The 26,170-nt window shown below is 65.7% G+C and carries 29 protein-coding genes; 23 read left to right on the plus strand and 6 right to left on the minus strand.

The window, feature by feature from the left end; all coding sequences use genetic code 11:
• Positions 1–7 precede the first annotated feature (7 nt).
• The 7 genes from ACFYOW_RS31510 (at position 8) to ACFYOW_RS31540 (ending at position 6,758) form a co-directional block, all read left to right on the plus strand.
• A complete protein-coding gene (locus tag ACFYOW_RS31510) occupies positions 8–931 on the plus strand; it encodes an alpha/beta hydrolase (protein WP_387293709.1) in 924 nt (307 codons plus the stop codon).
• A gap of 177 nt (positions 932–1,108) precedes the next feature.
• Positions 1,109–1,717: a TetR/AcrR family transcriptional regulator gene (locus tag ACFYOW_RS31515; RefSeq protein ID WP_387293710.1), complete on the plus strand. Its 609-nt coding sequence runs from the start codon at positions 1,109–1,111 to the stop codon at positions 1,715–1,717.
• Between the two features lie 193 nt (positions 1,718–1,910).
• Positions 1,911–3,437 (plus strand): nitric oxide reductase activation protein NorD, encoded by a 1,527-nt coding sequence (locus tag ACFYOW_RS31520; protein ID WP_387293711.1) that lies wholly within the window; start codon positions 1,911–1,913, stop codon positions 3,435–3,437.
• A gap of 22 nt (positions 3,438–3,459) precedes the next feature.
• A complete protein-coding gene (locus tag ACFYOW_RS31525) occupies positions 3,460–4,257 on the plus strand; it encodes a CbbQ/NirQ/NorQ/GpvN family protein (protein ID WP_387293712.1) in 798 nt (265 codons plus the stop codon).
• A gap of 157 nt (positions 4,258–4,414) precedes the next feature.
• Positions 4,415–5,134, plus strand: coding sequence for a hypothetical protein (locus ACFYOW_RS31530; protein WP_387293816.1), 720 nt, complete (start codon positions 4,415–4,417; stop codon positions 5,132–5,134).
• Positions 5,135–5,161: 27 nt separating this feature from the next.
• Positions 5,162–5,596 carry a hypothetical protein gene (locus tag ACFYOW_RS31535; protein WP_387293713.1) on the plus strand — a complete coding sequence of 145 codons (435 nt, stop codon included), beginning with the start codon at positions 5,162–5,164 and terminating at the stop codon, positions 5,594–5,596.
• Between the two features lie 4 nt (positions 5,597–5,600).
• Positions 5,601–6,758 (plus strand): phosphotransferase family protein, encoded by a 1,158-nt coding sequence (locus tag ACFYOW_RS31540; protein WP_387293714.1) that lies wholly within the window; start codon positions 5,601–5,603, stop codon positions 6,756–6,758.
• Positions 6,759–6,887: 129 nt separating this feature from the next.
• Here the strand turns inward: ACFYOW_RS31540 and ACFYOW_RS31545 are convergent, their stop codons facing one another.
• Positions 6,888–7,685 (minus strand): SDR family NAD(P)-dependent oxidoreductase, encoded by a 798-nt coding sequence (locus tag ACFYOW_RS31545; RefSeq protein ID WP_387293715.1) that lies wholly within the window; start codon positions 7,683–7,685, stop codon positions 6,888–6,890.
• Between the two features lie 228 nt (positions 7,686–7,913).
• Between ACFYOW_RS31545 and ACFYOW_RS31550 the strand changes: the two genes are divergently transcribed.
• The 12 genes from ACFYOW_RS31550 to ACFYOW_RS31605 all read left to right on the plus strand — a co-directional run bounded on the left by ACFYOW_RS31550 (position 7,914) and on the right by ACFYOW_RS31605 (position 19,955).
• Positions 7,914–8,741 (plus strand): TetR/AcrR family transcriptional regulator, encoded by an 828-nt coding sequence (locus tag ACFYOW_RS31550; protein ID WP_387293716.1) that lies wholly within the window; start codon positions 7,914–7,916, stop codon positions 8,739–8,741.
• A gap of 309 nt (positions 8,742–9,050) precedes the next feature.
• Positions 9,051–9,818, plus strand: coding sequence for an MlaE family ABC transporter permease (locus ACFYOW_RS31555; RefSeq protein WP_387293717.1), 768 nt, complete (start codon positions 9,051–9,053; stop codon positions 9,816–9,818).
• Between the two features lie 5 nt (positions 9,819–9,823).
• Positions 9,824–10,675, plus strand: a complete 852-nt coding sequence (locus ACFYOW_RS31560) for an ABC transporter permease (protein WP_387293718.1) — start codon at positions 9,824–9,826, stop codon at positions 10,673–10,675.
• A gap of 12 nt (positions 10,676–10,687) precedes the next feature.
• Entirely contained in the window at positions 10,688–11,848 is a 1,161-nt protein-coding gene (locus tag ACFYOW_RS31565; RefSeq protein WP_387293719.1) for an MCE family protein, read from the plus strand.
• Entirely contained in the window at positions 11,845–12,861 is a 1,017-nt protein-coding gene (locus ACFYOW_RS31570) for an MCE family protein (protein ID WP_387293720.1), read from the plus strand. The genes ACFYOW_RS31565 and ACFYOW_RS31570 overlap by 4 nt, the downstream gene beginning before the upstream one ends.
• Positions 12,858–13,883 carry an MCE family protein gene (locus ACFYOW_RS31575; protein ID WP_387293721.1) on the plus strand — a complete coding sequence of 342 codons (1,026 nt, stop codon included), beginning with the start codon at positions 12,858–12,860 and terminating at the stop codon, positions 13,881–13,883. Before ACFYOW_RS31570 ends, ACFYOW_RS31575 begins: the two co-directional genes overlap by 4 nt.
• Positions 13,880–15,103 carry an MCE family protein gene (locus ACFYOW_RS31580; protein ID WP_387293722.1) on the plus strand — a complete coding sequence of 408 codons (1,224 nt, stop codon included), beginning with the start codon at positions 13,880–13,882 and terminating at the stop codon, positions 15,101–15,103. The genes ACFYOW_RS31575 and ACFYOW_RS31580 overlap by 4 nt, the downstream gene beginning before the upstream one ends.
• The gene (locus tag ACFYOW_RS31585) at positions 15,100–16,143 is read left to right on the plus strand and encodes an MCE family protein (protein WP_387293723.1); all 1,044 of its coding nucleotides are present in this window, start codon (positions 15,100–15,102) and stop codon (positions 16,141–16,143) included. Before ACFYOW_RS31580 ends, ACFYOW_RS31585 begins: the two co-directional genes overlap by 4 nt.
• Positions 16,140–17,519 carry an MCE family protein gene (locus ACFYOW_RS31590; RefSeq protein ID WP_387293724.1) on the plus strand — a complete coding sequence of 460 codons (1,380 nt, stop codon included), beginning with the start codon at positions 16,140–16,142 and terminating at the stop codon, positions 17,517–17,519. The genes ACFYOW_RS31585 and ACFYOW_RS31590 overlap by 4 nt, the downstream gene beginning before the upstream one ends.
• Positions 17,486–18,217, plus strand: coding sequence for a hypothetical protein (locus ACFYOW_RS31595; protein WP_387293725.1), 732 nt, complete (start codon positions 17,486–17,488; stop codon positions 18,215–18,217). The genes ACFYOW_RS31590 and ACFYOW_RS31595 overlap by 34 nt, the downstream gene beginning before the upstream one ends.
• Positions 18,214–18,723, plus strand: coding sequence for a hypothetical protein (locus ACFYOW_RS31600; protein ID WP_387293726.1), 510 nt, complete (start codon positions 18,214–18,216; stop codon positions 18,721–18,723). Before ACFYOW_RS31595 ends, ACFYOW_RS31600 begins: the two co-directional genes overlap by 4 nt.
• Positions 18,724–18,743: 20 nt before the next feature.
• A complete protein-coding gene (locus ACFYOW_RS31605) occupies positions 18,744–19,955 on the plus strand; it encodes a CoA transferase (RefSeq protein WP_387293727.1) in 1,212 nt (403 codons plus the stop codon).
• 70 nt (positions 19,956–20,025) lie between these two features.
• Here ACFYOW_RS31605 and ACFYOW_RS31610 read toward each other — a convergent pair whose 3' ends face one another.
• The 3 genes from ACFYOW_RS31610 to ACFYOW_RS31620 all read right to left on the minus strand — a co-directional run bounded on the left by ACFYOW_RS31610 (position 20,026) and on the right by ACFYOW_RS31620 (position 21,562).
• Entirely contained in the window at positions 20,026–20,385 is a 360-nt protein-coding gene (locus ACFYOW_RS31610; RefSeq protein ID WP_387293728.1) for an Rv2640c family ArsR-like transcriptional regulator, read from the minus strand.
• A 120-nt stretch (positions 20,386–20,505) separates the two neighbouring features.
• Positions 20,506–21,084, minus strand: coding sequence for an HdeD family acid-resistance protein (locus tag ACFYOW_RS31615; protein ID WP_387293729.1), 579 nt, complete (start codon positions 21,082–21,084; stop codon positions 20,506–20,508).
• A gap of 67 nt (positions 21,085–21,151) precedes the next feature.
• Positions 21,152–21,562: a VOC family protein gene (locus ACFYOW_RS31620; RefSeq protein WP_387293730.1), complete on the minus strand. Its 411-nt coding sequence runs from the start codon at positions 21,560–21,562 to the stop codon at positions 21,152–21,154.
• Positions 21,563–21,763: 201 nt separating this feature from the next.
• Here ACFYOW_RS31620 and ACFYOW_RS31625 point away from each other — a divergent pair, with 201 nt between their 5' ends.
• The gene (locus ACFYOW_RS31625; protein ID WP_387293731.1) at positions 21,764–22,750 is read left to right on the plus strand and encodes a glycosyltransferase family 9 protein; all 987 of its coding nucleotides are present in this window, start codon (positions 21,764–21,766) and stop codon (positions 22,748–22,750) included.
• A gap of 10 nt (positions 22,751–22,760) precedes the next feature.
• Here ACFYOW_RS31625 and ACFYOW_RS31630 read toward each other — a convergent pair whose 3' ends face one another.
• Complete coding sequence (locus tag ACFYOW_RS31630; RefSeq protein ID WP_387293732.1) at positions 22,761–23,108, minus strand: ArsR/SmtB family transcription factor; 348 nt, start codon at positions 23,106–23,108, stop codon at positions 22,761–22,763.
• 159 nt (positions 23,109–23,267) lie between these two features.
• On the opposite strand from ACFYOW_RS31630, the gene ACFYOW_RS31635 reads away from it, so the two are divergent.
• The 3 genes from ACFYOW_RS31635 (at position 23,268) to ACFYOW_RS31645 (ending at position 25,769) form a co-directional block, all read left to right on the plus strand.
• Positions 23,268–23,954: a M23 family metallopeptidase gene (locus ACFYOW_RS31635; protein WP_387293733.1), complete on the plus strand. Its 687-nt coding sequence runs from the start codon at positions 23,268–23,270 to the stop codon at positions 23,952–23,954.
• A gap of 167 nt (positions 23,955–24,121) precedes the next feature.
• Entirely contained in the window at positions 24,122–25,201 is a 1,080-nt protein-coding gene (locus ACFYOW_RS31640) for a hypothetical protein (RefSeq protein WP_387293734.1), read from the plus strand.
• A 25-nt stretch (positions 25,202–25,226) separates the two neighbouring features.
• Positions 25,227–25,769 (plus strand): YaeQ family protein, encoded by a 543-nt coding sequence (locus tag ACFYOW_RS31645; protein WP_387293735.1) that lies wholly within the window; start codon positions 25,227–25,229, stop codon positions 25,767–25,769.
• A 10-nt stretch (positions 25,770–25,779) separates the two neighbouring features.
• Here the strand turns inward: ACFYOW_RS31645 and ACFYOW_RS31650 are convergent, their stop codons facing one another.
• Positions 25,780–26,106, minus strand: a complete 327-nt coding sequence (locus ACFYOW_RS31650) for a hypothetical protein (RefSeq protein WP_063042219.1) — start codon at positions 26,104–26,106, stop codon at positions 25,780–25,782.
• Positions 26,107–26,170 lie beyond the last annotated feature (64 nt).

Consider the following 26,170-nt stretch of genomic DNA (forward strand, 5'->3'; position numbering starts at 1 on the left):
AACCAGCATGGGTTCGGATCCCACCTTCCACCCCGAACTCCGTATTGCGCGTTACCTTCCGCGCTCCGCGGTCGGTGCGCGCACCATCGGGCCGGTCCGCAAGCTGACAAAACTCACCGGTCGTTCCCGACCGTCGGGCGGGACGATCGAGGCGGTCGACGCCCACGTCTCGGTACGCGTATTCCGGCAGGCACAGGCCCCGCGCCCGGCACCGGCTCTGCTGTTCATCCACGGGGGCGGCTACGTCATCGGCACTGCCGCGATGGGAGATGGCTTCTGCCGCCGAGTCGCGGACCGCCTGGGGGTCGTCGCGGCATCGGTGGAATACCGGCTGGCACCCGAGCATCCCTTTCCGACACCGCTCGAGGACTGCTATGCCGCGTTGCGATGGCTCGCCGATCAACCGGATGTCGATCCGGAACGTATCGCGATCGCTGGGGAGAGCGCGGGCGGTGGCCTTGCCGCCGCGCTTGCGCTGCTGGCCCACGAACGCGCCGAGGTGCATCCGGTACTGCAGGTGCTGTCCTATCCGATGCTGGACGATCGGACCACCACGCGCACCGATATCGCCCACCGCGGATTACGTCTGTGGAGCCCGCGGAACAACGGCTTCGGATGGCAGTCCTACCTGGGCCCGGCCGCGACCGGCACGGTGCCGGCACTGGCCGCGCCGGCCCGATACGAGAATCTGGCCGGGGTCTGCCCGGCCTGGATCGGCGTCGGCACAAACGATCTGTTCCACGACGAGGACATCGCCTATGCCGAACGCCTGCGCCAGGCCGGTGTCCCCTGCACGGTGCACGTGGTCGACGGCGCTTATCACGGCTTCGATCTGATCGAGACCTGGGCTCCGGTCTCCCGAGCCTTTCTCCAGGCCCGGCTGACGGCGTTGAACGACGTACTGAACGGCGGTGCACACCCTCGCGGCTGATCCATCGATTTCATTGACGCGATTCAATGACATCTGTCAGTATGTTCTGAGCCGCACTTCGAGGATTGCTTCGGGCATAGCAAGTCGTAAGCCGGAGAACATATTTCGGCATATGCCAGATCCCCGCGGATCGTTCTTCATTGACACCCGTCAGTGACAGAAGTTAGAAATTGGCGCATGAGCGAAGTTCAGGACAAGCCACAGGGCCGCGAAGCCCAGCGTCTGCAGACCCGGCAGCGGGTATTCGACGCGGCCATCGCCGAGTTCAAGAACGTCGGCATGGCCGATGCCGATATCGGCACGATCGTCGAGGCGGCGGGCGTTGCGCGCGGCACCTTCTATTTCCACTTCCCCAGCAAAGAACACGCGCTGCTGGAACTGGAGGCACGCGAGGAAGCCCGGATCGCCAAGGAACTGGCCCGCTTTCTCGCCGCACCGCACGATCTCGAATCGGCGCTGCGGAAAACGATCCAGCTGATAGTCGGTCTCGAGCGCCGCCTGGGCAGCCTGCTGTTCAAAGAGCTACTCGCGATTCACTTTTCGCCGACCCGGCCACTGGACGACGAGTGGCGCGAGCATCCGGTGATCGTCCTGGTGGTCGAGGAGATCCAGCGCGCCCGCGACCACGGCGAGGCCGAGATCGCCGTCGATCCCTACCACAGCGCGGTGTTCTTTCTACTCGGGCTCTACGCCCTGCTGACCACGACCTCGGGCTCGAAGGCGTTGCGCGCCAACGCACTCGACAACTACCTGATCACCGTTCTGCGCAGCCTGGAGCCCCGATGACGCAACCATCGCGGACCACCCATCGAACCGCTTCGAACCGACGAATATGGAGATACGGCCATGCTGTTGGACCTTGTGCGCATCGCCCTCGCGTGGGGCGCGGTGCTGCTGATCATCGCGTTCTGGTACTGGATCATGAAGAATATCGGCACCTTCTGAGCAGGTCCTGCCCCGGCGGCAGTGGATCTTCGTCATGAACGCCGCGGCGCCGGGGTCTGCGATCGAGCGCAGTTGCGCGGTCACGGCCGTCGCATTCTCCGAACGCCGCCGGGAGGGCGTGCGGCTGGTGACCGGTGAGCGGCGCGGTTTCGGTCTGAACACCACCCGCAGCGTCGTGCATGTCCCGTATCCACCCGTGGCAGCGGACTGGACCCGGGCAACGCTGACTTGCGGTGTGGCACTGCAGTGTTCGCCGTCGAAAGACCGCATCGCCCGGTACCCGTTGCACGAGCTGTCACCCCGGGAATTGGGTGCACTGTCGATCGTCGAGGGTACCGTGGCGGCGGGCTGGATCGCCGACCGGCTGCCCGGCCTGCTGCCCGAGCTCCGTCGGCTGCTGCCCGACCTCGAGATCGCCGACCACGATCTCGAAGGCCACGAAATATTGGACCGCGCAATGGGTTTGGCGCGATCACGACAGCAGATTCACGAGCATCCACTGCTCGGCAAGCTCCCGCTGGCCGCTCCCACACGCGGCGGCCTGGCCGTAGCGGCACGTCGGGCATACGCCCGGATGCCGTGGACCTCGGCGCGCAGCGACTCCTATCGCGTCATGTCGGTACCCGTCGGCGGTGACGGAGGCAGCCGCAACACCAACCTGCCCCCGCCGAGCCGACCGGAGAACGAAGACGTCGAGATCCGACCAGATCAACGCGCGGGCCTGCCCTATCCGGAATGGAACCTCTGGACGAAAAGCTTTCTGCGCGACCACGTCGCGGTGCTGGAACGCAAACATCCCACCCGACCGCGACCGCTCGCACCGGTATCCCCCAACATCCGCCGTTGGTTCGAAGAACGTACCCACCGCGCCATGCGCAGCGGCCTCGCGGACGGATCGGATCTCGATATCGACCGGTATGTCGGCCATTACGTCGACATGATCTCAGGCGCGACGGCCGAGCCACGGGTGTTCCGCGAGCTGCTCCCCAGTTCCCGTGACGTCGCCACCGCGGTACTCCTGGACGGCAGTTCCTCCCTCGGCGTACACGGCGGCCGGATCTTCCGACTCGAATTGGCCTGTGCCGATGCCCTTTCCCGAGCCATGACGCTCGCCCGGGAACGCCACGGCCTGTTCGTCTTCACCGGCAATACCCGCCATCGGGTCGAGGTGCGCTGTCTGAAGGATTTCGACGATGCCCGTTTCGTGGACCCGAGCAGTCTCGGGCTGATGACCGGCGGCTACACCCGGCTCGGCGCGCCGCTGCGGCATCTGACCCGTCGCCTGCTCGAACAGCCTTCCGAACGGCGCTTGATCATCGTGATCGGCGACGGCCTGATGTCCGACGAAGGCTACGAGGGCCGCTACGCGTGGGCCGATGTCGCGCACGCCATCGAGGAGGCCGACGACGCGGGCGTCGCGATCTACTACCTCGCCGTCGGCCCCACCCGGGTGGATCCGCTTCCCGAGGTATTCGGTGCGCGCCGGTCGCGCCGGATCCTGCGGGTTGAGGAGTTGCCCCGCGTGCTCGCCCATATCCACCGCGAGTTGGTCGCCCAATGATGTTAGGAATTCCGGAGTTCCGATGACAACCGATCTGTACTACGCCAACGGCACCGAGGTGCAGCTGTTCGAATGGGCCTTCCAGCAGCACATGCCGGTCATGCTCACCGGACCGACCGGCTGCGGCAAGACACGATTCGTCGAGCACATGGGCCACCTGCTCGGTCGCCCGGTGGTCACCATCAGCTGCCACGACGATCTCACCAGCTCTGATCTGATCGGCCGGTTCCTGGTATCCGGCGGCGACGTCGCCTGGCGCGACGGCCCACTGACCAAAGCCGTCAAATCCGGTGCGATCTGCTACCTGGACGAGGTCGTCGAAGCCCGGCACGACTCGCTGGCCATACTGCATTCACTCACCGACCACCGGCGCACGCTATTTCTCGACCGTGCCGACGAAGTGGTGCCCGCGCCCGCCTCGTTCATGCTCGTCTGCTCCTACAATCCGGCCTACCGCAGCTCGCTCAAGGAGTTGAAGCCGTCGCTGCGACAGCGGTTCGTCACCATCGCCATGGCCTATCTGCCGCCGGAGCGCGAAGCCGCGGTGCTGGTCGCGGAGACCGGTATCGATCTTTCCATCGCACAGCGACTCGTCAACTGCGCCAACACCATTCGCAATGCCGATGACGTCTTCCACTTCGAATCGCCGTCGACGCGTGTGCTGGTGGCGGCGGCGCGACTCATCGCCGCGGGCGCGAACGAACTCGAGGCGGCCGACGTGTGCGTCCTCGCGCCGCTGAGCAGCGACGGCGCCATCAACGAAGGCCTACGCGAGATCGCGGCGGCCAGCCTGCGCACCGCCGACGACCCGGCTGTGTAGTCACCCCGAGGAGGACCGTTCGAATGAACGAACAAGATCGCCAGCGCCGCCGAGCGCTCATCGTTTTCCAGATCGCCATATACGGATTTCTGCTCGCGATGTTCCTGATCCAAATACAGATGTACATGAGCAGGGACTGGTAGGTGCGATCATGAATATGCCGACATTCACCCTGCGCCGCGGCACCGGAAAGCCAGCGCGGGAACCCTCGGTGACCTACGACGAACACCACGAGGAAAGCCGGCGTGCGCAACGTCGGGCCGACCAGTGGCTCACCGTCGGAACCGCGCTGATGGGCACCTTCATCTTCGGATTCGTCGGATTGCCGATCTTCCTGCGCGGAGTGTGGTTGCAGCGCAAGGCACAACGCGACGGGCTGTCCGTCCGGCCGATCATCATCACCCTGATCGGCTACCTGGTCATCCTCGACGCCTTCCTCAACAGCATCGGCTGGGTACTCGATCTATTCGCCAACCACGCCATCGTCACGCGCGTGTTCTTCACCGCGTGGGGCAATTTCGTCGATGCCGGATACTTCTGGCACTACAACGAATTGTGGATCGGCGGTGCGGGCGCACCCGGCGAAAAAGGCTGGGAAGTCGCGCTGATATTCACCGTATTCCCGATGCGGGTCGCGGCCGCGATCGCATTCCTGCAGATGAAGCGCTGGGGCCACCAGTGGCTGATCGTCACCTGCTGGTTCGGTGTGGTGATCTGGATCGGCTACGTCGTCAATATGACCGTGTACGCCGACGTGCGCTTCCACGGCATCGTGCTTCCGGTGATCGGTTGGTGGTTGTACGACATCTTCTACATCACGCCATTCCTCGCGATCCCCTACCTGCACACGGTCAATCGCGAGATCTTCTCCGACTGACCTCGAATCCGGCTCCAGGAGAACACCATGAGCAATAAGTCACCCGCCACCGAGTCGTCGCCGGAACAAGATCTGCCGCTCGGTACGACGGCGCCGTTCGCACGAATGCACAAGTGGCTCAAGCGCGGCATCCTCGTCTGCCTGATCGCATTGGTCGTCGAAGGTTCGCTGACCGTGCCCGCCCTCGCCCTCTGGTACGGCTGGCCCACCTTGTCGATCACCGAAATCTGCGACGAGATGATGAAGGTCCGCTACTCCGACGACACACTCGAATGCAACCAGGGCGCCCTCAACGCGCCACCGCTCGGCGGCAAACCCGAAGCCGCAGGCCAGACGACCGCCCAGGATCAATGGGGAGTGCAGCCGAAACCGCAGTGGAAGCATATCGGTTACCGCCAACTCGTCCGGATCCACAACGAGCGGATCGCCCGGGAACAGGCACAGCAAACGGGACACCGGTAAGACCTTGCGATCACTCGACACCACCCTCGGCCTCGGCATGGCCGCACGAGAAGCCGTCCGGGCCGGACTCGATCGAACCGTACCCGGCCCGGCGGCGCTTCCACTGCGCATCCACGAGGTGAACGCACGCTGGCTCGGCGCGGCACTCGGTTTGCGGCCGGGCGCGATCACCGCGGTGCACGTGCTCGACGCGCATTCCGGTACGGCGGCGCGCGCTCGTATCGCCGTGAAATCCGACAGCGGCGAGGTGCCCGAGCAACTGTTCGTGAAATTACCGCCGCGCAACTATTTACAGCACGTCCTGATGAACGTCTTCCGCCTCGGGACCCACGAGGTCATCGCCTATCGCGCACTGGGCGCGAATCCCTCGGTGCGGGTGCCGAGATGCTATGTCGCGCAATGTGATCGACTCCGACGCCGCAGCGTCCTAGTGCTGGAGGATCTGTCGGGAACCGCGCACTTCCGTACTGTCGTCGATACGGTCACGCGCACCGAGGCGCAGGCCGTCGTCGACGCCATGGCCGATCTGCACCTCGCGTTCTGGGGTAGCGGCCGGTTCGCCAACGACCTGCGGCCGCTCACGGTGCGCACGACGGCGGATATCCGTCTCGGCGATCTCATCCGCCGCCGGTTCCTCCATGAGATCACCGGCCATACCAGAGATCTGATACCCGAGGTGATCAAGCGCCAGTGCCGGATCTTCTACCAGCGCAGCGCGGATATCGACGCCTTCTGGGCCGCGCAGCCGCAGACCCTGATCCACGGCGACCCGCACCTGGGCAACCTCTTCTTCACCGACACCGGGCCCGGATTCCTGGACTGGCAGCTCGCGACAGCCGGTGTCGGCATCCGTGATATCGCCTACTTCGCGAATGCCTCGGTCGAGCCGGATCTGCTCCGCACCATCGAAGGAGAACTCGTAGAACGGTACACGGCCCGGCTCACGGCCGCCGGGATCGGTGTCGACCTCGAGCGCATGTGGACGCTGTATCGCGCCGGTATCACCGAACTCTTCCTCGCTGCCGTCTGCACCGCCGAGGCCGGAGAGCGGATGCAGCCGTTCGAGGTGTCGCGGGTCGGCGTCGAGCGAGCCGTCGCCGGTGCCGCGGCACATGACAGTTTCGCGGTGCTGACCGCACTCGTCGACGGCAAGCGAGTCTGACGCACTGGGCGGCCGTCCCGAAGCTCGGGCTCGACGGCCGTCCCAGAGCTTGGACTCAGCGGCCGTCCCGCGACCTGGGCTCAGCGACCTACCGGAGCCTGAGCGCAGGCGGCCTTCCCGGGCCCGGGCTCAGGTGAAATCCGAACCGCCGTCGACATTGACATTCGCACCGGTCATATACGAATTGCGACGCGAAGCCAGAAAGGCGACGACCGGACCGATCTCCTCGGGGCGGCCCGCCCGCGGCAGCTGCGCCGGGTGTCCGTAATGCTTGGCGATCTCGGCCATCAGCCGATAGGGGTCGTCGCTCTCGACGCCGACCGAGTGAGCCCAATCGACCAGCGCCGAGGTCACGAAGGTTCCGGGCGAGACGACATTCACCAGAATCTCGTCCGCAGCAAGCAACAGTGACAGATTCTTGGACGCACTCGTCACCATCGCCTTCGCGGCGGTGTAGGCCGCCAGCGGAATGCTCTGCCGCTGCGTCGAATGCGCCGAAAAGTTCACTATCCGCGCCCATTCGGCCTTGCGCAGCAACGGCAGCGCCGCACGCACGCTGCGCACCATCGACAGCACGCCGTACTCGACGGCCTCGAGCCACTGGTCGTCGGTGAGGATGTCGAATCGGCCTTGCACAGCCGGCCCGACCGTATTGACCAGCACATTGATTTCGCCATGCCAGCGCTGCCCCAGTTCGGCGAACGCGGCGGCGATCTGATCGGCATCGCGCACGTCCGCGACCAGCCCGATGGCGTCGGGGCTACCGCGTTGGGTCAGGTCCTCGACCGCGTCATCCAGGTCGGGGCGGGAACGCCCCAGCACCGCCACTCGAGCACCGTCGTCGGCAAAGCATCGAGCGGCGGCCAGGCCCATGCCCCGGCTACCGCCCACGACCACCGCTGCCGCGTCGGTCAATCCCAAATCCATTGCGCCACCGCCTCCGTCAAGCGCTTACAGATAAACGTACTGTAGCTATATCAGTATCTGCTGCGCGATACCGCGCGATGCCCATGCCGCCACGCGAGGCCGCGACGCGCCGACAGAAGGCATCGCAGTAGGATTTACGGTTATAGGTACGATGGCTGTTGCTGTCTGTTTCCCAAGCAATCGGGAAACGATTGCGTCGGAGCAGACTTCACGGAGGTGGGCGCACATATGGCAAAGCGGGCAGCCGCGGAGAAACGGCCGCGGCGTGAGCGCGGGTCCCTCAATCCCGGGGACATCCTCGACGGTGCGTTCGAGCTCGCGGATCAGGTGTCGCTGGACAACCTGAGCATGCCGATGCTGGCCAAACATCTCGACGTCGGTGTAACGAGCATCTACTGGTACTTCCGCAAGAAGGACGAACTGCTCAACGCCATGACCGACCGCGCGCTGCGCCAGTACGCCACCTTCGTCACGCCTTTCGTCGTCGCGAGCGACTGGCGCGAATCACTGCGCAACCACGCCCGCACCATGCGGGAGACGTTCAACGCCAATCCCATTCTCTGCGATCTGATACTCATCAGGTCGGCACTGAGCCCGGAAGCCGCGCAACTGGGCGCACGGCAGACCGAGGAGGTCATCGCCAATCTGGTCGAGGCCGGACTGTCCCTCGAGGACGCCGTCGCGACCTACTCCGCTGTTCAGCTGCATGTGCGCGGATCGGTTGTGCTGCAACGCCTCTCCGACAAGAACGAGGAATCGGAGTCCGGCGCCGGCGCGTACTACGACAGCCTCACCATCTCCCCTGACACCACCCCACTGCTGGCGGAGGCGGGTTCGAAGGGCCTGCACAGCGGGGCGCCGGACGATCGGAATTTCGAGTACGGCCTCGACTGCATTCTCCAACAGGCGAGCCGGTTGCTCGAGTCGGGATCGGGCACGAAGGCGAAGAAAGCACCCGCCAAGAAGGCACCCGCTAAAAAGGCACCTGCCAAGAAGGCAGCGCCGACGAAGTCATCGGCCACGCGCCGTCCCACCAAGGCCGCTGCGGCGAAGTAGTCACCCGCCTATCCGTACCCGCCGGAACTCGGCGGGTACGGCCGTTTCCGACGGCATCCCCCCGGCTCGATCGAGTGGGCGGCGATATCTCCTGCTCGCCGTGACCCGTTGTCGCCCTTCATGTCCGGCGACAGCGCGCTTTCGCCTGTCGTAATTGCGCGCGAACACCTGGACACAATTCATCGCAAACGCCTGGGCAAGCCCCTTGCCGTGATGTATCGTCGGTCACACTGTAAGTGCAATAGTTAGTCATTCGACCAGCCCGGTGTCGGCATCGTCCACAGCGCCGAGTGGTCCGCTGGAGGATCGATGGAACTGGCACGGCTCAATACACCGGTTCGGGAAGTCGGTCAGTTCTTCGCCATGATCGCCGAGGTCGGCCGGGGCCTGGTGACGACGCGGTTCCGGTTCGGCGAATTCGTCGAGCAGAGTTGGATGCTGGCGCGGGTGTCACTGCTGCCGACCATTCTGGTGGCGGTGCCGTTCACCGTACTGGTGAGCTTCACCCTGAATATCCTGCTGCGCGAGATCGGCGCGGCCACCATGAGCGGGGCGGGTGCGGCATTCGGCGCGGTCACCCAGGTCGGCCCGATGGTGACCGTACTGATCGTCGCCGGTGCGGGGGCGACGGCGATGTGCGCGGACCTGGGGTCACGAGTCATCCGCGAGGAAATCGCAGCCATGGAGGTGCTCGGCATCGATCCCATTCAACGGCTGGTCATTCCGCGCGTGGTGGCCTCGACGATGATCGCGGTTCTGCTCAACGGTCTGGTGTGCGCTATCGGAATCACCGGCGGATTCGTGTTCTCGGTATTGCTGCAGGGCGTGAATCCAGGAGCGTTCGCCGCCGGTGTCACATTGCTGACCGGGTCGACCGAGCTCGCCATCTCCGCGGTCAAGGCGATGCTGTTCGGACTGATCGCCGGACTGGTGGCGTGCTATCGCGGCCTGTCGGTATCCGGTGGCCCGAAAAGCGTCGGACAGGCGGTCAACGAAACCGTGGTCTACGCGTTCATCGCCCTCTTCGTGGTGAACACCGTGGTGACCGCGGCCGGAATCCGATTCTCGGGGAGGTGATTTCGATGGATATCGCCGAAACCGGCAAATTCGTCCGCACCCGGCAGCGGCTGGGCCGCTGGAACCGCGAAATCGACGCCGTCGGTGCGCGAATCGTCTTCTATGGCAAGGCAATTCTGCAAACTCCCGGCGCGGTGGCCAGACATCCGGGCGAAACCCTGCGCCTGGTGGCCGAAATCAGTATGGGCAGTGGCGCTCTCGCGATGATCGGCGGAACTGCGGCGATCGTCGGATTCATGACACTCGCGACCGGCAGCACCATCGCGATCCAGGGCTTCAGCTCACTGGGCAATATCGGCATCGAGGCGCTGTCCGGATTCCTGTCGGCCTTCATCAATGTGCGGATCGCGGTGCCGGTGATCTCGGGGATCGCCTTGTCGGCGACGCTCGGGGCCGGGGCGACGGCGCAGATCGGGGCCATGCGGATCGCCGAGGAAATCGACGCACTCGAGTCCATGGCCATCCGGCCGGTGCCCTATGTCGTGAGCACGCGCGTCGCGGCGGGCATGATCACGATCATCCCGCTGTATTCGCTGGCATTGGCGGCGTCGTTCCTGGCGGGACGGTTGACCACAGTGGTGATTTTCGGGCAGTCACCCGGGCTGTACGACCACTACTTCTCGACGTTTCTCAATCCGCTCGACGTAGCGTGGTCGTTCGTGCAGGCGATCGCGATCGCGGTGCTGGTGATGCTGATTCACACCCATTACGGATTCACCGCCGCAGGGGGTCCGGCGGGAGTGGGCGCTGCGGTCGGGCGGGCGGTGCGGATGTCGCTGATCATGGTGGTCCTCGTCGTGCTCCTGGTATCACTCGCGTTGTACGGCGGCACCGGCAATTTCCACCTTTCCGGATAGGGCGTGGATGCAATGGTGCAGCAAGTAATGCTGAAACTCGCGGTGCTCGGGCTGGTGGTCGTGACGGGGGGCGTCGGCTGGCTGGTGCTGGGCAGCTACCAGCAGCGCTTCGCCGACTGGGTGACGGTGACGGTGATCGCCGATCGTGCCGGGCTGGTCATGGACCCCGGCGCGAAGGTCGCTATGACCGGCGTCGAGGTCGGCGACGTGACGGCGATCGAGTACGGCTCCGATCAGGCCCGGCTGACGCTGCGCGTGCATCGCTCGGCGCTGACGTCGATTCCGGCCGATGTCACCGCCGAGATCACCTCCAATACCGTCTTCGGCGCGAAGTTCGTCAGCCTCGACGCGCCGCACCCGGCCGCCGTCGAACGGCTGGCTCCCGGCGCGGAGATCGACATTTCGCGCGTCACCGTCGAAATCAATACCGTCTTCGAGCAACTCACCAACCTGCTGCGCGTGGTCGACCCCGCGCAACTCGAGGCGACCCTCGGCGCGCTGGCGACGGCACTGCAGGGTCGCGGTGACCGGCTCGGCGCGGCAATCGACCACACCGCCGGTGTGCTCGCTCAATTGAATGCCGCCGATCCCGGATTCGCCGAGTTGCTGCGCACTGCGGCACCCACCACGGAGCTCTACGCCGACATCGCGCCGGATCTGCTGCGCACGCTGGACGCCCTCACCACGACGAGCCACTCGGTGGTCGACGAGCAGCGCCAACTCTCGGTGCTGCTCGGCAGCACAGAGACCGTCTCGAATACCGGCTCGGATCTGCTGGCGCACAACGGTTCCGGTCTCGCGGACGTACTGCGGCTGCTGGACCCCACCACCGCACTGCTGGCCTTGTACTCGCCCGAAATCCCTTGCGTGTTCAAGGGAATCACTGCGGGCAACGAAGCCAACCCCGCCGCCTACACCGGGCAGCCGGGCATCAAGATGTTCGCCGGGCTGATACCGGGCGCGACGCCGTACCACTATCCGGAAGACCTACCCAAGGTCAACGCGACCGGCGGGCCGAACTGTATGGGGTTGCCCTACACCGACCCGGTCGTCAACGTGCCGTACATGGTCACCGACACCGGCGCGAATCCGTACGATCCGTCGCGGCAGGCGATCGGACTGCGGACCCCGGACCTCGTCAGCTACCTGCTGGGTCTCGGGGGTGGCCGGTGAACCGGTCGCGAGTACTGAAATTGGGCATCTTCGTGCTGGTCATGGTCCTGGTGAACGGCGCGATGATCCTAGTGTTCACGCAGGTCGACGCCGGAGGCTCGCGGACCTATCACGCGGTGTTCACCGACGCGTCCGGAATGCGTACCGGCGCGAAGGTCCGCATCGCGGGGGTTCCGGTCGGATCGGTCGGCGCGGTGCGCTACGGCGCGGACCACCGGGCCCACGTCGACTTCTCGATCACCACGAACGACCGGCCGACCACGTCCACGCGGGCCGCCATCCGATACGAGGACCTCGTCGGCAACCGCTACCTCGAACTGCAGCGCGGCCCGGACCCCACGCAACTGCCGGTGGGCGGAACCATCCAACCGCCGAACACCGCGCCCGCCCTCGATCTGGACGCCCTGCTCGGCGGATTCCATCCGCTGCTGCAAGCGCTGGACCCGCGACAGGTCAACGAGCTATCGATGGCATTGCTGAAGATCTTCCAGGGTCGCGCGGGAACCATCGCGGATGTGCTGACCCGGGTCGGTTCGGTGACCAGCACGCTGGCCGATCGCGATCAGGTCATCGGGCGGGTGATCACCAACCTGAATACGGTTCTCAACGAAATCGCTTCGCGGGGCGACCAATTCAGCAGCACGCTGGACCATCTGCAGCAGCTGGTGTCGGGTCTGGCGCAGGACCGGGGCATCCTCGGTCACGCGGTCGACAGCCTCGACGGCGCCGCCGACGCGTTCACCGGCCTGCTCGCCGATGTGCGCCCCGATCTGTCCGCGACGGTCAGCCAGTTGAACGCCGCGCTCACACCGACCACCAACCACATCGACACCCTGGACGAGGTACTGAACCGGCTCCCGGACGACTATCGCAAGCTGATCCGCATGGGCACCTACGGGTCCTTCTTCAACTTCTATCTGTGCGGCCTGTCGTTCAAATTGACCGGCGCGGACGGCCGCCCGGTGGTCATCGAGATGACCGACCAGCAGACCGGCAGGTGCGCACGGAAATGAATCGACTCTCCCAGCGCGAAGCCGGTCGCATCGGCCTCATCGGCATCGTCCTCACCGCGGCGATCTGTTCGGTCTCACTGCAATTCGACAAGATCCCGCTGCTCAGCGCCCAGCACCTGCGGTACGGGGCGCTGTTCGACGACGCGAGCGGTCTGCACGTCGACGACGACGTTTCGGCCGCGGGAGTGCGGATCGGCACTGTCACCGACATCACGATGGACGGCGGTCACGCGCGCGTCACGTTCACCGCCTACCCGGATATCGCACTCGGCGACGCGACCACCGCCACCATCAAGACCACCTCACTGCTCGGTCGGCGCGCCGTCGAACTGGTTCCCGCCGGCGTGGGGCGGCTGCGCACCGGCGACACCATCCCACTCGACCGGACCCGTTCCGGTTACACGCTGCCGACCATCCTCAACGAGGCCACCACAACCATCCGGGATATCGACCTCGACCAGTTGACCCGCGCGCTCGACAGCGCCTCCGATGTCCTCTCGGCGGCCGCACCGCAGGTGCGACCCGCACTCGACGGGATGCGACGCCTCGCCGAATCGGTCAACCAGCGCGATGCCGCGTTGCGTGGCCTGCTCGCCGGTGCCGAGCAGGTGACATCGGCACTGGCGAAGCGCGGGCCGCAGGTGAATTCCCTGCTGCTCGACGGCAATTCGCTGCTCGGGGAATTACAGGCCCGCAGCGGGGCGCTGGGCGGGCTCATCACCGGAATCGACCAGTTGTCGCGGCAACTGTCCGGCTTGGTGCACGACACCGATGCCGACCTGGCACCGGCCCTGGACAAGCTCGGGCAGGTTCTCACGGTGCTGAACAACAATCGCGACAACGTGGCAAAGAGCATCCAAGGGCTGTCCACATATATCGGCACGCTCGGCGACGCCGTGGCGAGCGGCCCCTACTTCTACGCATACCTGCAGAACCTCGTACCCGCCGACTACACACAGCCCCTGATCAATACGGTGCTCGGTCTTCCGCCAGCGCCCCTACCGATCCCGCAGGTCCGATGATCGCCCGAATTCGCCCCGGCGCCTTCCGAATTCGACCCGGCGCCCGCAGCCGGTGGTTGCTCCGACTCACCGCCGCCGCGCTGGCGCTCGCCGTCGTGGTCGCCGGATACGACACCGTTCAGCGGTCACGCTATTACAGCGTCACCGCGCATTTCACCTCCACCAGCGGTCTGTACGTCGGTGACGAGGTTCGCGTGGTCGGGGTGAAGGTGGGCACCATCGAAGCAATCGAGCCGCACGGCACCGAACTCACGGTGCGCATGCGACTGCCGCGGTCGCTGCGGTTACCGGGCGACGTGAAGGCCGTGATCATGGCCCAGAGCCTCGTCGCCGCTCGGTTCATCCAGCTCACCCCCGCCTGGACCGGCGGACCCAGCGCCCCTCGTGGGGTCGACATCCCGGTGGACCGCACCGCTGTACCGGTCGAATGGGATCAGGTGGAGGAGCAACTGTCTCGGGTCACCGGCGCGCTCGCGCCGCGGTCCGATGACCCCACCGGACCCGGCGCCCGATTTCTCGGATCCGCCGCCGCGGCGATGAACGGCAACGGCGACACCCTGCGGTCCAGCCTCGATCAACTCTCCACCACCATGGCGACGTTGTCCGCGGGCAGCGCGGACCTGTTCGGCACCGTGCGCAACCTGCAGGCGTTCACCACCGCGCTGGCGGCCAGCGAGCAGCAGATAGTCGTATTCCAGGGTCGGCTGGCATCGGTCACCGAGGTGCTGGCGGGCAACCGCAGCGATCTGTCGACCGCGCTGGGCACCCTGGACACCGCCATCGGCGATATCCAGGCATTCGTCACCGAGCATCGTGATGGGCTCACCACACAGGTGCGCCGGCTCGTCGACGCCACCGATGTGATCGTGGCCCAGCGCGATGCGCTGGAAACCGTGCTGCACCGCGCGCCCACCGCGCTGTCGAACTACTACAACACCTACAACCCCGGGCAGGGCGCGATGACCGGCGTTCCGGGACCCCAAAATTTCGGCAATCCCATCAATTTCATCTGCGGCGGCATCGCCGCCCTCGCGAACGCCACCTCCGAGCAAGGAGCCCAGCTGTGCGCGCAATACCTCGGGCCGCTACTGAACACGCTGCGGATGAACTACCCGCCGGTGAGCATCAACCCGTCCACCGGCACCGGCGTGGGTCCCGGCCAACTCGTTTACAGCCCACCGCAATTGCAGCAGATCCTGCTGCCGGGACAGCCGCGATGAGCACGGCCCGCCGTCCCGTAGCGCTGCTGTGCGGAATCGTACTGTGCGCCACGGTATCCGGATGCCAGTGGACCGGATTGAATTCACTGCCGCTACCCGGGACGCAGGGCCACGGCCCCGGCAGCTACCACGTGGTCATCGAGATGCCGGACGTCACCACCATCACGCCGAACTCACCGGTACTGGTCGACGATGTGGAAGTCGGCACCATCATGACAATCACCACCGAGGACTGGCACGCGCGAGTAACCGTGGCGCTCAACGGTTCCGTCGTGCTGCCGGCCAATGCCACTGCCAAAATCGGGCAGACCAGCCTGCTGGGCTCGACCCACATCGAACTCACCGCACCGGCCGACCCGCGCGGCACGCTGATCGAGGGCAGTGTGATCCCGCTGGAGCGAGCGGGCAGCTATCCCACCACCGAGCAGACGCTCGCGGCGCTGTCCATGGTGCTCAACGGCGGTGGACTGGGACATCTGCAGACCATCGTCACCGAGGCCGCCAAAGCAATTGCCGGACACGAAGACTCGATCGGCAATGTGCTCGATGGAATGAATACGCTACTGGGCGAGTTGGATTCGCAGCGAGACGCGATCACCACCACCCTGGACAACCTCGACAGGTTCGCCGCTCACCTGTCCGGTGACAACGACACCATCGGTCGAGCCGTCGCCGCCATCGACCCCGCGCTCGGCGTGCTCAACGCACAGCGGCGCGACCTCACCGATGCCTTCGCCGCACTGACTCGATTCGGCGACGCCGGAACCGCACTGGTGCGACAGATCCACGGAGACCTGAAGCAGAACCTGGCCAACCTTGCACCGACCCTCCAGCAGATCGCCGCGACCGGGGACGATCTCGTCGCCAATATCAACCAGCTCGCCACCTTCCCGTTCCCGCCGATCTCCATCACGAACGGCATCCACGGCGACTACATGAATCTGTGGGCGGAAGCGGATCTCACGCTGCCGCGGCTGCAGCAGGGGCTGCTGTTCGGTACTCCATTTGCCGCCCCACCGGCGACCGGAGGCGGCCGGTGAGCACCGACTCGACGGGCGGGCGTACTTCTCGCCTCGTCCGCAACCAGCTGATCGTCTTCACGATCATCGCGCTGGTGTCGACGACTTTCACCGGCATCTACTATCTCCGGATTCCGGCGGCGCTCGATATCGGCCGCTACCGCGTCACCGCCGAATTGCCAAGGGCCGGTGGACTTTATCGCAATGCCAATGTCACCTACGACGGCCGTACGATCGGCCGCGTCACCTCCGTCGACCTGGCACCCACCGGAGTCACCGCGACGCTGTCGCTCATCGACTCGGTCGCCGTACCCGCCGACCTGACCGCACGGGTCCGCAGTATGTCGGCGATCGGCGAACAGTACGTCGATCTGCAACCCACGGTCGATCACGGGCCGTTCCTGCGCGATGGCGATACGATCGCCGTCGACCGCGCGCGGATCGCCGACCGGATCGGCCCCATCCTGGAACAGACACGCGCGATCCTCGCCTCGCTCCCACCCGACACCCTGCACACGGTGCTCGATGAGTCCGCGCGCGGATTCGGCGGTGCGGGAAAGGATCTGGCGAGCCTGTTGGACTCCACCGTAACCTTTGTCGACGCCATGGCCGCCAATGGCGACGCCCTCACCACCCTCGTCCAGCAACTCACCCCGCTGCTGAACACCCAGGTGGTCAGCAACGCCGAAATCCGTGATTGGACCGCGAATCTGGCCTATCTCACCGAACAGCTCCGCACCGCCGACCCCGCCGTGCGCAATATCCTCGAACGCGGTCCGGCCACGGCCGACGATGCCAACCGGCTGTTCCAGAACCTGGCACCGACACTGCCGCTGCTGCTGGCCAATTTGACCACCGTGGGACAGGTCGCCCTGACCTACAACCCCGCCATCGAACAGATCCTGGTCCTGCTGCCGCCGCTGATCGCAGCCGAGAACACCGCCGGTGCGCGCGGCGCAGCCGACGGCGGCGCCAATGTCGTCTTCTCCGTGGAAGTTCAGGATCCCGCCGCCTGCACCACCGGATATTTGCCCGCCGACGAACGCCGCAGCCCCACCGACACCAGTACCCCCGATACCCCGCCCAATCTGTACTGCAATGTTCCGCAGGATTCGCAGTTCGCCGTGCGCGGCACGCGGAACCTGCCGTGCCTGGAAAATCCGGGCGTGCGCGCCGCCACCCCGGAGCAGTGCCGTAATGGGGTGATACCGCCCTCCGGAAAAAATGGGCCGTTCGAGTTGAGCCCCTCACCCGCGCCCGCGGGAGTCGCCCACTATCTGCCCGGCAGCCCCATGTACGTGACACCGGACGGAAACCCTTACCGCCACATCGACATCAACCGACCAGACTCCCAGGAATCGTCATGGACCTCACTGTTGACCGCTCCGATTCCCTGACCGCGACCGACACTGCGACCGCGTTGGTGACCGAACCGCCGCGGCGTCGGCGGGCGACCCGGCCGACCGGGCCACCGAGCGAGTCCCCGGATCCCCCGGATGCCGTGACGAGCACTGATACAACGCCATGCGCGGGCAAACCACCGTCGGAGCCGAAACCCCGGCGACTGCGGTTCGCTCGTCCGAAGCTGGAGCGCAAGAGTTTTCGCACCGCTGCGGTAGTGCTCGCCGTCGCCGCGCTCCTCGCCGCGACCACGGTGACGGCACTGGCGCTGCGCGAGCATCGGCGGACCGAGGCCGCCGCGAATCACCAGGCCGCCATCGTCGACACCGCCCGGCGCGGTGTCACCGCCTTGATCAATATCCGACGTGACAGCGCCGATTCGGACTTCGCCCGCCTCAGCGATATCACCACCGCGCCGTTCGCGGACGAACTGCACAGCCAGTCCGGGAACTACCTGAAGGCCATCCGAGATGCCGACGTGTCATCCACCGGCGAGGTCGTCGCCGCGGCCATCGCCGCCGACGACGGCGCCGAGGCTCCGGACGACGGCGCGGTCACCGTCATCGTCGCCGCGAACGCACAGGTCACCAATACGCAGACTCGGCAGCAGGAAGAGCGTTCCTACCGGTTCAGCGTGCAGATCAAGGAAGTCGACGGCACCCCGAAGGTGTCCGACGTGGAGTTCGTGCCATGACCGATCGATCCGTAACCGCCCTGCGAAACATTGTGCGGCTCAGCATGATTCCGCTGCTGACAGCCGTGATCGTGGCACTGACCGTGGCCGCGGTACTGCTCGTGCGAGACAACCGCCACGACGCCGCCACGGCCGCCGCCCGCCGGGACGCACCGACCACCGCCCGCGAAACAGTCGCGGCAATGCTCAGTTACACCTCGGCCACGGTCGACAAGGATCTCGCCACCGTGGCGGGACTCACCGGCTCGTTCCAGGACGACTACCGCAATCTGGTGAACAAGACGATCGTGCCGGTGGTCAAGGAGAAGGGTGTGAGCACCAGAGCGCGGGTGATATCCGCAGGCGTACTGTCGGCCTCCACCGACCGTGTGACGGTGCTGATGTTCATCGACCAGGTGACCATCAGCACCGCCGTGCCCGCACCGACCACCAGTTCCAGCCGGGTGACCGTCACCGTCGAGAAGCACGACGACCACTGGCTCGTCAGCGGTATGACACCGTTGTAGCCGGCGAGAGGATGATGTAGATGCCGAATCCCGCGACCTCCGCGGCGCAGCCGCTGGCCGGTGTGACCATCGTGGAGATCTCCAGCTTCGTCGCCGCACCGCTAGCGGGTATGACGCTGGCGCAGCTCGGCGCAGAGGTCATCCGCGTCGACCCGATCGGCGGCGCGGCCGATTACCGCCGATGGCCACTCACCGACGACGGCGAGAGCATCTATTGGACCGGGCTCAACAAGGGAAAGCGCTCCGTCACAGCCGATTTGCGCGCACCGGCGGGACAGTCGCTCGTCACCCGCCTGATCACCGGCGGCGGCATCCTGCTCACCAACGCCGCCGGACGGGATTGGCTCGACTACGACACGCTCACCGCCACGCGGCCCGACCTGATCCAGCTGGAAATACTTGGCCGCGCCGACGGTTCGGCCGCCGTCGACTACACCGTCAACGCGGCCACCGGAATTCCGCTCGTCACCGGACCTGCCGATCACGAGGGCCCGATCAATCATGTCCTGCCCGCGTGGGATCTGCTCTGCGGTGTGTACGCGGCGCTGGCGATCACCGCGGCAGTGCGCCACCGTGACGCGACCGGACAGGGCAGCCGGATCACCCTGCCGCTCGAAGATGTCGCGCTGGCCATGGTGGGCAACCTCGGCTTCCTCACCGAGGCAGCACTGTGCGGGCGGCAGCGCCCGCGCTCGGGCAATGCCATCTACGGCCAGTACGGTCAGCACTTCACCAGCGCCGACGGCGTCTCCTTCATGGTGGTCGCCCTGACCCCCAGGCATTTTCGTGATCTCACCGAGCTGACCGGCAGCACCGCGGCCGTGGACGCGCTTTCCACGGCGCTGGCGGCGGACTTCACCGACGAGGGCACGCGCTACCGTCATCGCGACGTACTGACCGGACTGTTCACCCCGTGGTTCCGCGACCGCCCCGCCGAGGAGATCGGCACCGCCCTGGCGAAAACATCGGTGCTCTGGGAGCGTTACCGCAGTTTCGACGAACTCGCGACCGACCCGCGCGTCACCGAGAATCCCCTGTTCACCCTGCTCCGTCAACCTGAGATCGGCGAATACTTCGCCCCCGGTTCCCCGATCTCGGTGAACGGTGCGCACATTCCCGCCCGCCCTGCCCCCCGGCTCGGAGACCATACCGAATCCGTGCTGCAGGATCGGCTCGGGCTGTCTCCCGAATCGATTGCGGCGCTGCACATGTCGTCGATCATCGCAAACTAGCCCTCGGAACGAACCCCGCCCGGAGACCGACAGCAGATCGGCCACGGCAGCCGGATCGCGCGGCATCTTGCTACCGACAGCACTCCGGGTCGAGTACGAAACACAAGGCGGACAACGCATCCCGGCGTGCCGCATGCTGCACGGTCATGCCCTGACGCACCGATTCCACCAGACCGGCGGCGCGCAATTGGCCCAGATGATGGCTCACCGTCGACTCCGCCAGCGCCACCGCGGCGGCCAGCTCGCGGGTATTGACCGTGCCGTCCCGCTCGGCCAACAGCAGCGACATCAATTTCACTCGCACCGGATCCGCCAGTGCCTTCAACCGCAACGCCACTTCCAGCGCGACCCGATCGTCGACCGGGGCCGCCGCCACCGGCGTGCAACAGATCGGCGCGGACATATCCAGCGCGGGCAGCGTCTTAGGCATCCCTATATCGTGGCATAAATCGAAAGGCCCGAGCCGCGCCGCCACGGCGAAAGCATCACTCCCCCATCGGAAATACGCCTGCGGCCGCCGCAATAGCGACGGCCGCAGGAATCGGAGATCTCAGATCTCGGCGAGCTTTTTCGCATCCTTGCGAACACCGAACGAGGTGACGATTTCCATGATGCCCAGGATGATCAGCCACCACCCCGCGACCAATGCCAGCGTCGCCACCGACGCGACCGGCCACACGATCAGCACCACACCACCGATCGCGGTGATGATCCCGAAGAAGCCCTCCCAGCCCCGCCCCGGCAGCGCAGGCTCGGAGATCGCCGCCATCAGCAGCGCGACACCGCGGAACAGCCAGCCGATACCGATCCACAGGCCGAGCAAAAGAATCGATTCCAACTCGTCACGGAAGCAGAAGATACCGATGATGATCGACAACACACCGCTGATGAACGCGAGCACCCGGATTCCGGTGCTGGTGTGCGTGCCGAATGCGGCCACCAACTGCAGGAAGCCACTCACCACCAGATAGATGCCGAAGATGATGCCCGCGGCCACCAATGTCACATCGGGCCAGACCAGGATCATCACACCGAGGATCACCGACAGGATGCCGGTGACCAGCACCGTTTGCCACGCACTGCGCGCAACCCGTTGCAGAGGACCCTCTAGCACGCTGTTTGTCGTCATAGCGTGATGCTATGCCTCGCGCCAGCGGTTTTCTGAACATTTGCTCGAATGGGTCGATCGCCGCGCCCTAGGCGGGTGTCGCGATATTTACCATCCACGCGATACCGAAGCGATCCAGGCACATGCCGAATTCGTCGCCCCACATCTGCTTCTCCAACGGCACGGTCACGGTGCCACCGGCAGACAGCTTGTCCCAGTAGCCGCGCAGTTCATCGGGGGCGTCACCACTGAGACTGATCGAAATGCTGCTTCCTGGTTTGTACTCCATACCTGGCGGGGTATCCGAAGCCATCAGCATGAACCCGCTCGGCGTTTCCAGCATGCCGTGCATGATCAGATCCGCGCCGGGCGCGTCCTTATCCCCCATATCCCCGAAAGTCTGCATGGTCAGCGTGCCGTCGAACACATCTCGATAGAACTCCAACGCGGTGCGCGCCGAATCGGAAAAACTGATGTACGGGTTGAGTCGGGAGGTCATAGGAACGCTCCTTGGTGGTAGTAGCCGCCATCGCCGAGGTTAGTCCTCCGACTCGGACAGTGGGCTCGATAACGAGCTACTCGCTCACGTTTATCGCCGAGAGGGCTCGGGTAGTCATCCCTAAGTGGCTCTCGTCGTGTGCATCCATGGGGTGAAGCGGGTGGGTCGGGTTCGCGAGTCTCGGGTGGCTAGGAGAAGAGGGTGGCGGTTGTTCTCGTGCTGCAGGCACGTGGCCTCGGTGATCTGCTCACCGCGGTTCCCGCGTTGCGCGCGCTGCGACGGGCGAAACCGCACGATCAGATCGTCCTCGCCGCTCCGCATCGCCTGAAGCCGATCGTCGACCTCATCGCCTCCGTCGACTCCATGATCCCCACCTCGGACCTCGGTGACCTGCGCTGGGACGCTCCCGAACCCGGACTGGCGGTGAATCTGCACGGCCCGAGCGCCGAGAGCATCGTCGCGCTCACCAAGACCGATCCCGGACGCATCCTCTCCTACCGCAATCCCGCCTTTCCAGAGCTGGGGGGCCCGGAATGGCAGACGGATATGCATTACGTCGAGCGCTGGTGCCATCTGCTCGAATCCGACGGCATCGTGGCCGATCGCCGCAATCTGGGACTCGTCCCACCGGTCGCGACCATCAGTCGCCGCAATTGCATCGTGGTGCACGTGGGAGCGGGCGCACCGGCCCGCCGCTGGCCGCCGGACCGGTTCGCCGCGGTCGTACGGCATCTGCTGGTACTCGGTCGCGAAGTGGTCCTCACCGGTGACGAGTCCGAGCGCGATATCGCGCTGAATATCGCGGCCCGCGCGGGCCTACCCGGTGGCCGGGTGCTCGCGGGCGAGCAGAACCTCATCGAACTCGCCGCCACCGTCGCCGAGGCCGCGCTCGTGATCTGCGGTGATACCGGCGTCGCTCATCTGGCCACCGCCTTCGGAACCCGGACCGTATTGCTGTTCGGACCGACCCCGCCGCGCTGGGGCGGGCCGCCACCACATCTCCTCGGCAGGCATGCGGTGCTGTGGGCCGGTCAGCTCGGCGATCCCATGGCCGATACGCCCGACCCCGGTTTGCTGCGAATCGGCGTCACCGAGGTGATCAGCGCGGTCGACAAGCAGCTCGCCAAGCGGGCATGGCCGGCCAGCGGAAACACTCGCGGGCGAACGGCATATCGCCGCGTGGGTTGACCACGAGCATTCAGGTGTTGCCCTCGGAGCGGGCGTTGCTCAAAGCCGCGGCGTAGGCCGCCAGCGCGCTGGGCCAGAACTGCTCCAGATAGTCGCGCGCTTCGCCCAGTCCGCGCGGATCCAAGAAGTACAGCCGCCGATTGCCGTCCGGACGCACCATCACCAGCCGGGCCTCGCGCAGTACACGGAGATGCTGGGAAGCCGCCGAACTGGTTACGCCGACGAGTTTCGCGAGATCGCCGACCGACAGCGGCGCCGTCGGCAATGCCTCGAAAATGGCCCGGCGGGTCGGGTCGGCGAGCGCTTCGATGGCCTGAACTCCATTAGTCGCCACTGAAACAGTGTGAGCGACCGGCATCTTGCCGGTCAACTCCACGCACTACGGCATCACGCCAGGTCGTCAATGCATACGCACCGTGTCGTTATCGAGTTGTAATCAATCAACTGGGCTTTTGTTGACATGTGACGGTTGGCACAGGATTACGGGACCCGAATGGCCGTCCCGTACGTTCTAGCCATGCCCGTGACCGTACCGTTACCATATCGTCTCGGCCCGATCCGCTCACGCCGCAACCGCGCCGCAACCCGAGTGGTCGCCGCAGCCGCCGTCGTCAGCGCCTCGCTCGGTGTCATGGCCGCCGTGGAACCCGACGCGGTGGCCGGAAAGACCGACCAATCGGCCGACCGATCCAGTGCGGCCGTCACCTTCGCCGCATCCACCCCGCGCGAGGCCCAGATGCCGCAGACCGTGCCCGAGGCCGTGATCTGGGAGCAGAACCGCATCGCAACCGAGGCGGCCCGGCCGCGCACCGTTCGCCCCATCGAGGGCATGCTGACGTCCAACTTCGGCATGCGCTGGGGTGTGCTGCACGCCGGCCTCGATTTCGCCGACGCCATCGGGACCCCGATCGCCGCGGTCACCGACGGCACCGTCATCGAGGCGGGTCCGGCCTCCGGCTTCGGCCTCTGGGTGCGCGTGCAGCAGGATGACGGCACCATCGGCATCTACGGCCATGTGAACGACATTCTCGCTACCGTCGGTCAGCAGGTGCGCGCAGGCGATGTCATCGCCACCGTCGGCAACCGTGGCTTCTCCACCGGCCCGCACCTGCACTACGAAATCCACTCGGGCGAGGGCGCACCGATCGATCCGATGCCCTGGCTCGGCGCGCGCGGTATCGCAGTCGGCTTCGCCACGGAGTAAACGAGTCTGCCCCGCCGCACCACGTTCGATTCGGCCACCGGCGCATTCGCGATTCGATGAGGGGATGGCGAGTGCATCCGGTGGTCGATATCTAATACCTCGGGATTATCAGCGAATGGCGCTGCAGCGGGAGGTGGCCGGGCGTCGTCGATTCCTACCGTCGGATCATGCCGACGATCGATACCCTTTCCGCCCCTTGCGATTCCGCGCGCCACCGCCGCCCCGCCGTAGTACCGGACCTGCCCGGCGGCAGTCGCCTCCATCGACCGCTGCTGTGGATGGCGGCCACAATGGGCGCGCTCGTCTTGTTCTCGGCCGGTGGCATGGTGTTCGACGACCGGATGCTGCTCGACGAATCCGTATGGCTCAAACCGTTCAAGTTCGGGCTCGCATTCGTGCTCTACGGGATCACCCTGGCATGGCTGCTGTCGTTGCCGCACAAGGGGAGTCGGGTCACCTGGTGGATGGGGACGGTGTTCGCGATCACCGGATTCGTGGACGTCGGATTCATCGTGGTGCAGGCCGCGCGTGGGACCTACAGCCATTTCAACAGCGAGGCCGATGCGGTGAATTCAATCGGTCAGATGGTGTTCGCGTCCGGCGTGCCCGGCCTGTTCTTCGCGAATCTCGCTATCGTGCTGATCCTTTCGTGGCAGCAGCTGGTGGACCGGCCGACCGCTCGGGCCATTCACGCCGGACTCGGTCTCGCCGTGGTCGGGATGGCGCTCGGGTACCTGATGGGGTTCACCGGGAAACAGCTGGTGCGCGATGCCGACGGCAATGTGGTCGAGTTGGTGGCCGGCCATACTGTCCTGGACAACCCGTCACTGGAGGCGCGTGACGGTGTCGGCGGCATGCCGATCACGCACTGGAGCACCATAGGCGGCGATCTGCGGATCCCGCATTTCCTCGGGCTGCACGCCATTCAGGTCTTGCTGCTCGCGGTTGTCGCACTGGCCTGGTTGGCGCCGCGCTACCCGTGGCTGCGGGAAGAACGCACGCGCGCCGCGTTGATCGGTGTGCTCGCATCGGGCTATGCCGGGCTGCTCGCGATCGTGTTCTGGCAGGCGATGCGGGCCCAGTCGCTGGTGCATCCGGACGGTCGGACGCTGTTCGCCTTCGGTGTATTGATCTGGGTGGTTGCTCTACTGACCCTCGGCGTCTACTGGCAGGCGCACGCCCACGGCCGCAACGCCCCAAGTGCCGTGCGACTGTTCGCCGCGGGCACGCGCGCCCGCGGCCAGTAGCGGCGTTCACTAAGCTCCTGCTCCTATGGCCCTTAGCGCAACACTGCACAACTTCGCCGTCCAACTCGCCGATGTCGACCGTGGTGTGTATCAGGAGTTGGAGTTGCGGGTTGCACGCCACCCGTCCGAAACCGCCGAGTTCATGCTGACGCGACTGCTCGCCTACTGCCTCGAGTACGAGGAAGGCATCGCCTTCAGCGACGGCGGAGTGTCGTCCACCGACGAGCCCGCGGTGCTGGTGCGCGATCTCACCGGACGGCTCACCGCCTGGATCGAGGTCGGTGCACCCGATGCCGATCGCGTGCACCGCGGCAGCAAATCGGCTGAGCGCGTTGCCATCTACACCCATCGCGACCCTGCCAAGGTGCTCGCACAGCTCACCGGTAAGCGGGTCCACCGCGCCGAAGCGATCCCGCTGTACAGCTTCGATCGCGACTTCATCGATGCCGCGGTAGCCGCGATCGAACGGCGCAACACCGTCACGGTGTCGATTACCGAGCGACTGCTTTACCTGGATCTCAACGGCACGAACCTGAGCACGTCGGTCGAAGAGCGCAGGCTCGCCTAGCGGTCGACACTCACCGCAGCCGTTCTGCCTCGCGGGTGAGGGTCAACAGTGTCGCGCTCAACGCCTTCAACTCTTCGGTGTCGGCACCCTCACCGATGGCGGTGGCGACATCCTCGGCGGCGCAGCGGGCGGCGAACCAGCGGTCGGCCAGATCGGCCGCCTCCTGGGCGCTCAGTACCACCGAATCCGCCGGAATTCCGGTTCCCTTCAAGCTGTTGCGGTGTTCGTAGGCGCGTTGGCGACAGGACTGACGGCAGTACCGGCGACGACGTCCGGCCTCCGATTCGACGATCTCCCGCCCACACCACAGGCAGCAGGACAGCACGCGGCGCGACATGACGCAGAACCCTAATGGTTGTGCCGACCGAATGGGACTCCCGACCCCGGTTCAGCAGCGCGGC

This window comes from Nocardia sp. NPDC006982, from assembly GCF_042869435.1.
Lineage (GTDB): Bacteria > Actinomycetota > Actinomycetes > Mycobacteriales > Mycobacteriaceae > Nocardia.